Origin of the sequence: Alcanivorax sp., assembly GCF_002733835.1 — a bacterium.
GTDB lineage: Bacteria > Pseudomonadota > Gammaproteobacteria > Pseudomonadales > Alcanivoracaceae > Alcanivorax.
Map to the genome: position 1 here is coordinate 1 of NZ_NVWY01000058.1, position 12,941 is coordinate 12,941.

Genomic DNA, 12,941 nt, shown 5'->3' on the forward strand with positions numbered 1-12,941 from the left:
GGCAGGCCACCGATACTTGGCCTGCCACTTCTCTTGTCGTCCAATCCGAACAGCCATTTCCTCTCCTTCCCACGCATCTATCTGATCCGCAGTCATGCGGTTATTGCACGTCAGCCTCACGCGCCGCTTTTGCCGCAGAGACTGGCGCAGAGAGCTTGTCCGCATGGCGTGGCGTCGCTCGCGCAAAGTGCGTGTAAATCTGCTGAAGATCCGCTTCCATATCATCGCCGGGATAAATCACCACGGGAAACGAAAAGGTTTTTGCCTTGTAGTCCGCCAACGCCAGAATAATCGGCACCTTGGCCTGGCGGGCAATATGATAGAACCCCAGCTTCCATTGATCTGCATTGCTGCGGGTGCCTTCCGGGGTCACCGCGATCAGCAACTTCTCACGCTCTGCAAACGCCGCCACGGTTTGCTCAACCATCCCGCCAGCCTGGCCCCGCTCAATCGGCATGGCCCCCAGTTTGCGCAGCAAGACCCCCAGCGGCCCCTTGAACAGGCTGCTTTTGATCATCACGTTGACGTCTTTCTGCAATGCGGAGCGGCTCACCAGCGCCAACACCCCGTCCCAGTTGGAGGTGTGAGGCCCGCCGGCAATCACTGCCCGGTCGATATCCGGGAAGGGGCCGGCCGACCAACCGGTGAGCCGCAACAGCGCCTGGCCGATTCGCTGGCCCAAAGGCACACGGGGCGGCCGCTCTGTGGACTGATTTTGCATACCCTAACCCTCAATTGGTGTCGCATTCCCGCCCTGCGGGCGCGGCTGCAGCGCAGCACAATCGCACAGTATATCGGATAGCCCACCGGCACCGCATTGACGACTCACTCCCCGACTTGCCCCACAACCGGTTTGCCTCTGTATAATTGCCCGATCCAGACACGCCATTACTGCCGACAGGACCTCCCTATGCCGTCTTTCGATATTGTTTCCGAGATTGATGAAGTCGCCCTTCGCCATGCGGTGGACAACGCCAACCGCGAGCTGTCTACCCGGTTCGATTTCCGCGGCGTGGAGGCCAGCATCGAGCAGAACGGCCTGGCCGTCACCCTGAAGACCGAATCCGATTTCCAGGTGCGCCAACTGGAAGAACTGTTCGCCAAGGCCTGCCTGAAACAGAACATCAGCGCCGCCGGCGCCGACAAGCCCGAAGAGCCAGAGCACAGCGGCAAGACCTTCTCGCTGACCCTGACCTTCCGCCAGGGCATCGACCAGCCCGTGGCCAAACAGATTGTGAAGCAAATCAAGGAGAGCAAGATCAAGGTACAAGCCTCGATCCAGGGTGACCAGGTGCGGGTGAACGGCAAGAAGCGCGATGATCTGCAGGCGGTGATGGCACTGCTACGGGAATCCAAAATCGAAACGCCGCTGCAGTTCAATAATTTTAGGGACTAGCATCCAGCTACAAGCTACAAGCTACAAGCTACAAGCTACAACGCGATTTCAGCGCTGTAGTCACACAAACGCAAGAGGCCGCGCTCCAAATTTGGGTGCGGCCTTTTACGTTGCAGAAGGACGAACCTGTGTCGCGTGAGGCGTACTGCCGTCGCTTTTACCGCGCCAACGTCTTCACTGGCGTAAAGGTGGTATCCGCTTTCAGCCGCTGCACCCGCTTGGGGAACTGGTCCCTGCGGGCTTTGGCACCCAGCCATACCAGTACCCGGTTAGCCCCGGGTACGCTCTTGCGCACCAGTTCAGCCCCCACACGCAGGGGAATCTGGGCAGGCCACACATACTTGGCTGCCGTGCGCGGCAGGCCCAATTTATCGCCGGCTTCGTCGCCCAGAATATAACGGGTGTAACCGGCTCGCAGGGTGTACTCCAGCCGCGCCATACGTTTCGCCGCCCAACCGTCACCACCATCCTGCAGGGACGCCCCCGCCAAGGCCTGACCCAGCTTGCGGGTGTCGTCATCGCTTTCGCAAATCGTGGCCACTACCTGATAAAACGCCCGCATGGCATCAGCCTCGCAGGTGGGCAGGATCCGTTCTTCCACCCCCATCAGATAGCCGACATAACGCCACAGATGCACCACCGCTTCCCGTTCTTTTTTGCTGAAAATAAAACCCAGCGAGCGCAGACCGGTGAGAAAAATCACTGAAAATTCCAGAATGGTCGCCATGGAATCCCACTGATTCAGCGGGTGCCCCCAGGCCATGTTCCACTTATCGGATTGCAACAACATGGCGCGCACCTGGGAATGCATCAGCCGCACTCTCACCGCACTTTTGAACCCTTCCTGATCACGTTCCATGCCGCCCGGCGTGGTCACGTCCATCCAGAATTTTCCGGTTTCCACCAGGCGCCGGTTCGCCATGCGATCCAGCTGCCCGGTGAACACCAGCGGCTTGGCCGCAGCGGCGCCCAGGTAGCCCCCCATCAACGACAGGTTGCGCAATACCAGCTCCCCGGACAGTCCCACCCGGTGTGAGACATCACAGGCCAGGCGCAGTTTTTCCCGATCCAGCCAGATCGGTTCATGGTCGATCTGTTTGAACAGTGCGGTGAGCGCCTGCGGCGGGTTCTCAACACTGTCGATGCCATGCTCCAGCGCCTGGTCCACCAGCTTGCGCCCCTCACCTGCCGGCAAGCTCTTGTACATGTGCACGACCGCGTCCGCCAGGGTGTCGCCCATCAGCATGTGTTCGCGAATCACCCGCATCTGCCCTTCACTGGGCTGCGGGTCGGAACCGATCATCAGTGAAAACAGTTTGCGCACCCGGCGCATCTGCGGGCGCTCGGGGTCGCCTACCCGGTTCAGATCAGCATGGTCCAACGGGCTGGTTGCCAGCATTGCGGTCATTCTTTTTGCTCCTTGCCCTCAATTCAGCGGGCGCTAGAACCGACAAGTTCTTATGGAGCATAACAATGTCCGCCAGCCAACGGCATGGCAAGAATCGACAGAAAGAATGGCGCCGAATGACAGAAACATTTGGCACTTTTTTATCCACTCGGGCTTTGCTAGTTTCCCTGCTTTAACCTTATTGTTTGCGGTAGCTCCGGCTCACCGCCATCTCTCACAACATGACCCAGGAAAGTGTTTATGCCCGCGTCCACCTCAGCCGTACAGCGCCTCAATACCTTATGGTTTCTGGTGCTCTCTGCGCCCTTGCTGATTGGCATCGCGGTCGCTGGCCTGGTCTGGTTCGGGAACTACACCGCATCCCTTGAACTGCTGCCGCAAGACACCCTGCGCATGGCGGCCATGGGCGCCATGGCACTGATGTTGATCGTGGCACGACCGCTACGTAATGCTCTGCTGTCACCCAGGGCTATTGCCGGCCGGCCGATCCAGACCGCCACCCCTGCGGACCCCTCCGGCGACACAGCGGCGCTCAAGGTACAGGCCAGCATGTTTATGCTGCTGGGAATCCTGGATGCCGTTTCCATGATTGTTATCGCCCTCAGCCTGATGCAGGCGGATGCCCTGCTCGCCCTGCTCAACGGGGTCTACACGCTGGTGCTTGCCGTCATCGCCCGCCCGGATTTCGCTACATTAATCGATGCCACACGTAAGCAACTGACCCATAACGGGTAATTGCCAAATCAGAGTCCTATTGAACACCTTGCGACATGTCTTGTTAATGAACAGCGTTTAACAAAACACACAACCACGCGTACAACGAACCCCATGATCCATAACAAGGAGAATCATCATGGGTTTCAGGAACAGATTGACCCGCCTTTTTTCCGGTCTGGCTTTGCTGCTGAGCAGCGCGCTGACCACACCAGCCCTGGCCGCCGGGCTGATGACGCCAGCCAACAGCAGCCTGCCGCCGCTACAGATCCGCGAGCAACACGTCACCGTGGACGTGGAAGACGGCTACGCCATTACCGAAGTGGAGCAGGTCTTCCACAACCCCAATGATCAGGACCTGGAAGCCTACTACCGCTTCCCGGTCCCCGAGCGCGGCACCGTGGCCGAGTTCACCGTATGGATCGACGGCAAGCCGGTAATCGGCGAAGTGCTGGAAAAGCAGCAGGCCCGCCAGGTCTACGAACAGGAAAAAGCCGCCGGCCGCGAGGCCGGGCTCACCGAAAAGGACAGCTACAAGGCCTTTGATGTGCTGGTGCAACCGGTTCGCGCCGGCCAGGACACCCGGGTACGGCTGGTCTATATGCAGCCCGCCTCTGTCGACACCGGCATCGGCCGCTATGTGTACCCGCTGGAAGAAGGCGGCGTGGACGAGAAGAAGCTGGCGTTCTGGACCGCCAACGACAGCGTCGAAGAGCACTTCAGCTTTACTCTGAATCTGCGCAGCGGCTACCCGGTGGATGCCCTGCGTCTGCCCAAACACCCCCAGGCACAGATCCAGCAACTGGGCCCGCAGCAATGGCAGGTCAAACTGGACAACCGCACGGCAACCGCCAGCAGTGAAGAAGAAACAAACAGCGAAAGCGCCAACTTCGCGCCCCCGGCCACCAATGGCCAGCCGGCCAATGCGTTCACCCTGGACCAGGACATCGTCGTCTACTGGCGTCACCAGCAGGACCTGCCCGGCAGCGTGGACCTGGTCGCCTACAAGGCCCCGGGCAAGGATCGCGGCACCTTTATGCTCAGCATCACCCCCGGTGACGACCTGCCCCCGATCACCACCGGTAGCGACTGGGTGTTCGTGCTGGATATTTCCGGCTCCATGAGTGCCAAACTGGCCACCCTGGCCGACGGCGTCAGCCAGGCCCTGGGTAAACTGCGCGGCGGCGACCGCTTCAGAATCGTGCTGTTTGATGATCGTGCCGAAGAAATCACCAGCGGTTTTGTGGACGCCACGCCGGGCAGCATTCGCCGCTACACCGAAAAACTCATGCAGCTCAAACCCCGTGGCGGCACCAACCTGTTCGGCGGCCTGAGCCTGGCCCTGAACCCCCTGGACGCGGACCGCCCCACCGGCATCGTGCTGGTTACCGATGGCGTGGCTAACGTAGGTAAAACCCAACAAAAAGACTTTATCGACTTACTGGAACACCATGACGTGCGCCTGTTCACCTTCGTCATGGGCAACAGTGCCAACCGGCCCATGCTCACCGCCATGACCGATGCCAGCAACGGCTTTGCCATCAGCGTCTCCAACAGCGACGACATCGCCGGGCAGATTCTCAACGCCACCGCCAAGCTCACCCACCAGGCCATGAACGACGTGGAGATCGATATCGACGGGGTGCGTACCGCCGACCTGCAGCCGCAGCGCATCGGCAGCATCTACCACGGTCGCCAGATCGTGCTGCTCGGTCATTACTGGGGCGACGGCCCGGCGAAAGTTACCCTTCGTGCCAACGTGGCCGGCCAGGACAAGCAATACAAGACCCGTTTCAACTTCCCCGCCCAGGGCGGTGACAACCCGGAACTGGAACGACTGTGGGCCTATGCCACCATTCAGCACATGCAGCGGGAAATTAATTACTTCGGCGAGGAGAAGGACCTGCAGCAGGGCATCACCGATTTGGGCCTGGAGTACGGCCTGGTGACCAACTACACCTCCATGGTGGTGCTGCGCGATGAAGTCTTCGAGGAGTACGGGATCGAGCGTCGCAATGCTAAACGCCGGGAGATCGAAAAGCTGGCCAAGGCACAACGTCAGGCCAGCGCACCCACCAGCAACCGCGTGGACAATGCCCAACCCATGTACAACAGCAATCGTCCGTCCTATAGCGGTGGCGGCAGCAGCGGTGGCGCCTTCGGCATCGGTGCCCTGCTACCCTTCCTGATCCTGCTGATCGGCGGTGGCTTGCGTCGTCGCCGCTGATCCTGCCGACGACAGCCAACCTTCCCGGACAGGTAGCTCCTGTCCGGGATTTTTTCGTCAGGCATTTAGCCCCGAGGCTTCGGCAAAGTGCGAGCAGAACCCTGTCGTGTTACTCCTGCCGGCCTTCGATAGCCGACAACAACACCCCGGCGGCAATCCCCAGACGCTTGTCCAGTCGGCCCTCACGATCAGCACTGAAATCCACATCCAGTTTCAGAATGAAGGGATTGAACCGCTGGCGATACTCCGCCACAGAACTTTCTCCCACGGTGGCGTGGTAGTGCTGGGGAAAGAAAAAAGCCAACGCTTCGATATAACGACGCACCAGTGCTTTAAGCATGGAGTCTTCCTGAAGAGTGCCGATCTCTTGACCACCACTATCCAGAAAGGTCCAGTGATCGCGCAGGAAGGATGATTTGAAACCCGACCGCCGCAACGTACCCACATGCTCATCGCTTTGCGAATCATGCACGTCATAGGCGCCCGCGAAATCGAAAATACTGCGGGTGGAAATCCGCAGCAACTCCTGGTCCTGACTTTCGTCCGCGTAAAGCCGGATGTCTTCGCGGATGCGGAAGCGCTTCATGTTGGAATAAAGCGCCAGCTCTCCATCATCCGTATAAAGGTGGAACGCATCACCGAAGAAGCGAAAGAACTTGCGACGAATGGTGTAGCGTGGGTGTTGAAAGCGCACGGCGTGCGTCATGACTTGTTCTCCATCAGCATTCGGTGAAACCCTCTTCTGTATTCAGAGAAGGCAATCCCATTACCAGGGCAGCACGCTGCCATCGGAATGCCAAAAGGTCCCGCTGTTTTCCAGGGTCAGGGCGTCCATCCGCGCAATCAGATCGCTGGCCGCTTCTTCCGCCGTCAGATTACCACTCTGCCTGGTCATGTCGGTCTGTACCCAGCCCGGGTGCAGAATCGCCACCGCAATCCCCCGCTCAGACAAGTCCACCGCCAGCGACTTGCCTACCGCATTCAGGGCGGCCTTGCTGGCCCGGTAGCCGTACCTGGCCCCGGAGGTATTATCGGCAATGGACCCCATGCGTGAAGTCATAAGCCCCACCTTGCTACCCGCATGCAGGTTGCCCAGCAAAGCCATGGTGACCCGCAGCGGCCCCAGCGTATTGACCTCGAACTGGTCGCGGATCGAGTCAAAGTTCATGCCATCCACCGTTTCATTGCTCATGATCCCGGCGTTGTTATAGAGCATATCCACACGGCGATCGCCCAGCGCATTCTGCAGGTTCATCACTCCGTCCGCCGAGCCCACATCCACACCATCGATCACCTTTGCGCCGCTTTCCAGCAGCGCAGCAGAGGGCTCACGGCAAGTGGCCAGCACGGTATCCCCTCTGGCACACCACGCCTGCACCATGGCAAGGCCAATCCCGCGATTCGCTCCGGTAATGACTATTGTTTGTCCCACAGCTTTCTCCTGTTGCCTGCTTCAACAGACTCGTACCCTGAACCTGTTTCGCATTCAACGCCAGCGGACAAGCCACATTCGCAGGCCTCTGTGGACACTGCTTTGCCTACCTGTACGGAAACATCCTTTTTTATGGTTCATCGCGGAATTGAGTGCTCATCCTGCTTCAGAGTTTGTCTCATTATCCCGATTTGGCAGCCGCTGGACGCCGGATGCCCGACGAATGACGCTTGCGTTCAAAACCTGAAAACCCTGGCCGCCATACTCTCTGTGCAAAATGCATTACCCGATGATTGCCATCAATGATGGCCTGACCGTTCCTGAAAATACCTCTCAAAAGCGATGCCGGGATAACCCAAGCAAGTGGCGAGAAACGTGTTATTCTCGCTAATCCGTAAAGAACCTTTTTTATCCGTGTCTCTTTGCTACAGTGAGTGTCCATTCTCAAGCCAAGGACGCGAATCATGAGCATTGCAGTTGGCGATACCCTTCCCGCCATCACCCTGAAAACCAACGGTGATAACGGCCCCGAAGACCTGAACACTGGCGATTTTTTCAAAGGCCGCAAAGTGGTGTTGTTTGCCGTGCCCGGCGCTTTCACTCCCGGCTGTTCCAATACCCATATGCCCGGCTTCGTGGTCAATGCTGACGCCCTGCTGGACAAGGTCGATGCGATTGCCTGCATGGCCGTTAACGACGCTTTTGTGCTGGATGCCTGGCAGAAAGACCAGAACGCCGAGCGCCTGACCATGCTGGCAGACGGCAATGCCGAGTTTGCCAAGGCGCTGGGGCTGGAACTGGACGCCACCGGTGGCGGCATGGGCATTCGCAGCAAGCGTTTCGCCCTGATCGCCAACGATGGCGTGGTGGAGTATATCGGTGTGGACGCCAAAGGCGTGGACAAGAGCAGCGCGGAGACTGTGCTGGGCCAGCTTTAATCTAGGGAAGTCTTTCCCTCGGAACGTTGCCCGGTGACCCCAACGCCTGATGCCGGACGAAAACCTGGCGGCGCGGGTTGTCTGCATGATGCATTCGGATTGCTGCCAGGCCGTTGAAAAACGCTCGAAGCACTGTGGGAAGCGATGCTTGCATCGCGAAGGCGCCTGTAACTCACCGCCGCTATTCGTGATGCAAGCATCAGTTCCCACAGACAATCAGCGTGCTGGGCATTTTTCAGCGATTCCCCGGTTCGTCGCTTTGACGTCCGGCCTCAGGCATGTAGCCTCCCGCAACGGAGGAAATCCTGAGCCGAGCCAGCGCTGGCTCAACATCGCTATATCTCCAGCGCAAGCCCCAGGGTAGCGGTAAAGTCGTCTTTTTCCGGGGTAATACCGTCACTGTCCGGCTGCGGACTTTCGATACGTTTCCAGGTGCCCGCCAAACGCAGGTCCAAACGGCTGGTCAGATCCACGTCCAGTGCCACATAGAAATCATGCTTGGCGCGACCGGCTTTGGCTTCTGTCAGCGTCACCTGGTAATCAACTTCCAGCTCGATATTGTCGGTAATGTCCTGATCGTAAAACGTCCCTATCAGGAACGCTCCGGTGGAGACCGTACGGTCTTCACCCTCTACCACATCCACATACTCGGTACGCTGGTAACCGGGGCCTGCCGAGACCGTCCAGTCCAGCTTCGGCGTATCAAAAATCTGGTACCCCGCACCAAAACCTACCGTCCATTCTGCTTCACGGTTCTGGAACGGATCACGGTAATATTCCGCCTGAATCGGCCTGAAAAACCACTTATGGCTGATCCGATAATCATGACTCAGGCTCGCCGTGTGGTTATTGGCCAGCTGCTCGGACTCCGATTCCGAATAGTTACCGGTATAACTCATCTTGGTATTATTCTTTACCGTGCGGCGTTTCAGTGAAACCTTGGTGTTCAGGTCTTTCTGTTCCACGTTACCACTGCGGAAATTCAGGCCCACCGAAACATCTGCGGTCCACAAATCAAACTCTCTGGGTGAAGCCGAGGCAATACCCACGACCTGCGGAAACTCAACCGGTTCACCGCCCACCAGCAGTTTGCCCCGCTCCGTGGTCAAACGCCCCAGTATCACTTCACCGCCATCCAGCAGCACCGACATGACGCGCCCCGTACGGATATAGGCCACGTCTTCCCAGTCGATGGAAATCAGATCGAAATGATCGCTGTCGATTTCCACCGACTCTTCATGCAGGACCTTGATCCGCCCTTTAACCCACTCCCCAGTATCCAGCTGTATCCAGTCCCATTGCTGCACGTCGAAACTGGGCGGCCGCCAGATCTCTGGCGGGGTACTGGCCGTGTCAAAGGTTTGGTCCGCTGCAAAGGCGGCGGCTGGAAGGGTGCCGACAAGCAAACAGGCAGCCCAGAGGGCTGCCTGTTTGCTTGTCTGGCCAGAAGCGCTGCCAGAAGATTGGCCAGCCATTGCTGGCCAGCCTTTAACCACTACTTTTTTCATTACTTGCCATAAGGTACGGCTTCGTACGGGTTGCCACCCAGGGCTGCGGAGATATCCGCAATGGCTTTCTGGGCGCGAACGCTGTTACCGGCCTCATCCAGCGGCGGGGAAATAGCCGCGATACCGAACTTGCCCGGGGAAACGGCAATAATACCACCACCCACACCACTCTTGGCAGGCAGACCGGTTTTGTACAACCACTTGCCCGCATCGTCATACAGCCCGGCCGTCGCCATCACTGCCAGGATTTCCGGCATGTCTTCCGGTTTCACCAGCGCCTTGCCGGTAACCGGGTTGGTGCCCGCGTTGGCCAGCGTCGCCGCCATGGTGCCCAGGTCCTTGGCATTCACACCCACAGAACACTGGCGGGTATAAATGTCGGTGGCCTGCAGCGGGTCGCCTTCGATATGGCCGTAGGCATACATCAGGTGAGCAATCGCCTGGTTACGTTGGTTGGTAGCCGCTTCCGACTTGTAGATATCTTCCAACACGGTCAGATCCCGGCCGGCAAAGTCACTGTAGTATCCGAGAATCTTGTTCCAGATTTCGTTGTAGCTTTTTCCGGACACCATACTGGTAGTGGTAATCGCACCGGCATTCACCAGCGGGTTCATTTCATGGCCCTGGTGCTGCTCGATGGCATAGATGGAATTGAACACCTGCCCGGTGGCATCCACACCCACATTCTTGGGCAGGGCATCAATGCCTTTTTCCTCAGTCACCTTGGCCATGGTGAAGACCTTGGAGATGGACTGAATGGACACTTGCGATTCGATATCACCCACCGAGTAGACCTTGCCATCGACGGTCACCAGCACGATACCGAAGATGTTGGAATCCACTTTGTCGAGCGCCGGGATGTAATCTGCGTTGGCGCCTTCCTTCAGGCCCTTGTACTTGTCGTAGGCCTTCTTCAATTCGGCATTGATGTTCTTTTCAGTGAGCTTGCTGTCCACCGGAGACGCCGCTGGCGCCTCGTTTTCTGCTGAACAGCTGGCGCTTGCCACCGCCAGCATACCGGCAAAAAACAGGCTGAAGAACTTACGTGAATATTGCATTACTCATGCTCCCTCTGAGAGATCCCGGCTTCCACTTAAAGCAGATTGCCACTGGAAAAGCTGTATTTAATGCTGAACTGGACACGGCGGTCGTAGCCGGTAGTGCCGTCGTTAGCCGTACGTTTCCCAAACAAATACTCCATGCCCATCAGCACTTTATCGTTGGGAGTGTGCAGCAAGTTGACAGAGGCGTACTCGCCCTTGTTGAAAGCGTCTGCTGTCTGGAAATCCATATTATCGATTTCTGTGGAGCTATAGCCTACCGAACTGCTGTAGGCATCATTCCAGTAGTGATCGTAGTAAGCGATAAGGCCTGTGAGTGGCACAGCCTTGTAGTCCGGGTCGGCCGCATTACCATCCGGAGCCATATCCACTCCACCATCATTCATGTAGTTAGAAATACCGTTACCGTGGACCACACCCAGGATGATGCGATCCTTTTCAAACATGTTGACTGTGGATGTCAGGTTTACACCCCAGCCCAGTTCACTGTCATCCGGGCTACCATCCGGCCCACCAGGCGTGTCGTAACCCACCTGACGCAGGATACCGGCCACCTGAAAGTGACCCCAGTCTCCCACCTGACGGAAGTGGGCAGTGATATCCGGATATTCGTCATCGCCGGCAGTACCAGGATCAAGGCCACTATCCACGCCACTACCCGGATTTTCGATGGCCACCGCGACGGTAGAATCACCCTTCACCGGCGTCCAGCGAATCTGTGGATTACGGAGGAAAACCATGCCCGACGGACCCCAGTAATCGATCACATTGGGGAATACATCACCGTCCATGAACACACTATTAGTCTGCCCCGCCAAGATGGACTTCCATTCACCGTAGGCATGGCGCAAACGAATCGTTGTCTGACCTTCGTCCGGACCGACGCCAAACATGTCAAATTCAAATTTGGTTGTCAGCTCACTGTCACCGGCCATGGTGCTGGCATTCACACCCAAACGGCTCTGGCGGACACCAATGACAGCTTGGCCATCACTGCCTACCGTGTCTTGGTCATAAGGAATTCGTCCGGGGCGCAAGGTATCTTCCCATTCGGGAGTTACCCGATCGAAACCCTGCACATAATCCACCATCCCGAAGCCGTATACTTCGAAAGAGGAATCCGCCAAGCAAGTGAGAGGAGCGAGAAGTAGCGCAGCACCGAGGGTGCGACGGGAAGCGAAAGTACCCATGATCATCATCCCTGTTCATTGTTTTGTTAATCGCCGCCATTCCCGGGCAGAACTGTTGAGCGCTCCGAGCTGCAACGTCAAACCTGTGATCCGCCTTCGATAGAAGCACAAATTTTACAGAGTGTCACGATAGTCCCACCCAAAGCTTTTCAAAAAAATGACGCGTCTTACAGCACCTTAAAAAACAGCAGCGCTTGCCTATACTTGTGGTTAGGCTGAACAACATGGCAGCACCCTAATATGACAAGGGTATAACCATCACTGACAACCCACGGGCAAAGTCCTCATGAGCATTCTGCAACTGCCCCATGCACGTCCCGATGTCATTCTTATCGACTGGCATGCCACCCTGGTAGACACCCATGACGCCATGTATCACGCCGTGGATGACATCCTTCCCCAACTGGAAAGTCTTGACCTGTGGGAGCGGCTGCTGGACCCGGATGAATCCAAAACCATTGAAGACGCCAAGCTGCTGATTTATGTGAAAGATCACCATCGTCTGCACCCCAAAATCGTGTCTCAACGGAAGATTTCCCGCACCGATATTTTCGAAGTGCTGTTCGGCAGCGACCAGGATGCCAAAGGCCGTGCCCACCAGGCGTTTGATCAGGCCTACCGGAAATATGTGGCCGAGGTGCATCCACTGGAACCGGACATTCGCCAGCAACTGGAACACCTGCGTGAACTGGGCGTGAAGACCGGGCTGATTTCCAACCGTAAACGCGAATTTCTGGAACACGAACTAGCGCTGGTGGATGGCACAGGCTGGGAAGATTTGTTTGATGTGGTGGTATGCGGCAGCGATGTGGAAGAACGCAAACCGTCACCACAAATGCTGTTGAAAGCCATGGAGATTCTTGGCAAGAAACCCGCCGAAAGTTGCTGGTACGTGGGCGACAGCACCACCGACGTGATTGCCGCCAAGGAAGCCGGCGTCACCTCCATTTTCTACAATGGCGCGGGCTGGGATCAGGCCTGGCTGGACAAGATTTTCCCGCACACGGTCAAACACCCCCACCGCCCGGATGCCGTGGTCGGCAGCATTGCCGAGCTGACCACCCTGG

Annotated in this window: 12 protein-coding genes; 5 read left to right on the forward strand and 7 right to left on the reverse strand. The window is 57.5% G+C overall.

The window, feature by feature from the left end:
* Positions 1 to 100: 100 nt before the first annotated feature.
* Positions 101 to 721, reverse strand: a complete 621-nt coding sequence (locus COA55_RS16630; RefSeq protein WP_290503043.1) for a 1-acyl-sn-glycerol-3-phosphate acyltransferase — start codon at positions 719 to 721, stop codon at positions 101 to 103.
* 189 nt (positions 722 to 910) lie between these two features.
* Here COA55_RS16630 and COA55_RS16635 point away from each other — a divergent pair, with 189 nt between their 5' ends.
* Positions 911 to 1,396 (forward strand): YajQ family cyclic di-GMP-binding protein, encoded by a 486-nt coding sequence (locus COA55_RS16635; RefSeq protein ID WP_063520143.1) that lies wholly within the window; start codon positions 911 to 913, stop codon positions 1,394 to 1,396.
* Positions 1,397 to 1,553: 157 nt separating this feature from the next.
* Here the strand turns inward: COA55_RS16635 and COA55_RS16640 are convergent, their stop codons facing one another.
* Entirely contained in the window at positions 1,554 to 2,804 is a 1,251-nt protein-coding gene (locus COA55_RS16640; RefSeq protein WP_290503044.1) for an oxygenase MpaB family protein, read from the reverse strand.
* A 240-nt stretch (positions 2,805 to 3,044) separates the two neighbouring features.
* Here COA55_RS16640 and COA55_RS16645 point away from each other — a divergent pair, with 240 nt between their 5' ends.
* Both COA55_RS16645 and COA55_RS16650 read left to right on the forward strand, forming a co-directional pair.
* Positions 3,045 to 3,539 (forward strand): hypothetical protein, encoded by a 495-nt coding sequence (locus tag COA55_RS16645; protein ID WP_290503045.1) that lies wholly within the window; start codon positions 3,045 to 3,047, stop codon positions 3,537 to 3,539.
* Between the two features lie 118 nt (positions 3,540 to 3,657).
* The gene (locus tag COA55_RS16650; RefSeq protein WP_290503046.1) at positions 3,658 to 5,745 is read left to right on the forward strand and encodes a VIT and VWA domain-containing protein; all 2,088 of its coding nucleotides are present in this window, start codon (positions 3,658 to 3,660) and stop codon (positions 5,743 to 5,745) included.
* A gap of 109 nt (positions 5,746 to 5,854) precedes the next feature.
* Here the strand turns inward: COA55_RS16650 and COA55_RS16655 are convergent, their stop codons facing one another.
* Entirely contained in the window at positions 5,855 to 6,451 is a 597-nt protein-coding gene (locus COA55_RS16655; protein ID WP_290503047.1) for a hypothetical protein, read from the reverse strand.
* A 60-nt stretch (positions 6,452 to 6,511) separates the two neighbouring features.
* Positions 6,512 to 7,177, reverse strand: coding sequence for an SDR family oxidoreductase (locus tag COA55_RS16660; RefSeq protein ID WP_290503048.1), 666 nt, complete (start codon positions 7,175 to 7,177; stop codon positions 6,512 to 6,514).
* Between the two features lie 464 nt (positions 7,178 to 7,641).
* On the opposite strand from COA55_RS16660, the gene COA55_RS16665 reads away from it, so the two are divergent.
* Entirely contained in the window at positions 7,642 to 8,115 is a 474-nt protein-coding gene (locus COA55_RS16665) for a peroxiredoxin (RefSeq protein WP_290503049.1), read from the forward strand.
* A gap of 335 nt (positions 8,116 to 8,450) precedes the next feature.
* Here COA55_RS16665 and COA55_RS16670 read toward each other — a convergent pair whose 3' ends face one another.
* From COA55_RS16670 to COA55_RS16680, 3 genes are read right to left on the reverse strand one after another with little or no spacing between them, the layout of a single operon-like run.
* Complete coding sequence (locus COA55_RS16670) at positions 8,451 to 9,623, reverse strand: DUF481 domain-containing protein (protein ID WP_290503050.1); 1,173 nt, start codon at positions 9,621 to 9,623, stop codon at positions 8,451 to 8,453.
* On the reverse strand, positions 9,623 to 10,681 hold the full coding sequence (glsA, locus tag COA55_RS16675) for a glutaminase A (RefSeq protein WP_290503051.1): 1,059 nt from the start codon (positions 10,679 to 10,681) through the stop codon (positions 9,623 to 9,625). The genes COA55_RS16670 and glsA overlap by 1 nt, the downstream gene beginning before the upstream one ends.
* A gap of 35 nt (positions 10,682 to 10,716) precedes the next feature.
* On the reverse strand, positions 10,717 to 11,874 hold the full coding sequence (locus COA55_RS16680; protein WP_290503052.1) for a DcaP family trimeric outer membrane transporter: 1,158 nt from the start codon (positions 11,872 to 11,874) through the stop codon (positions 10,717 to 10,719).
* A gap of 286 nt (positions 11,875 to 12,160) precedes the next feature.
* On the opposite strand from COA55_RS16680, the gene COA55_RS16685 reads away from it, so the two are divergent.
* Positions 12,161 to 12,941 (forward strand): HAD-IA family hydrolase (locus COA55_RS16685; RefSeq protein ID WP_290503053.1); only part of this gene is annotated, 781 nt, incomplete at its 3' end.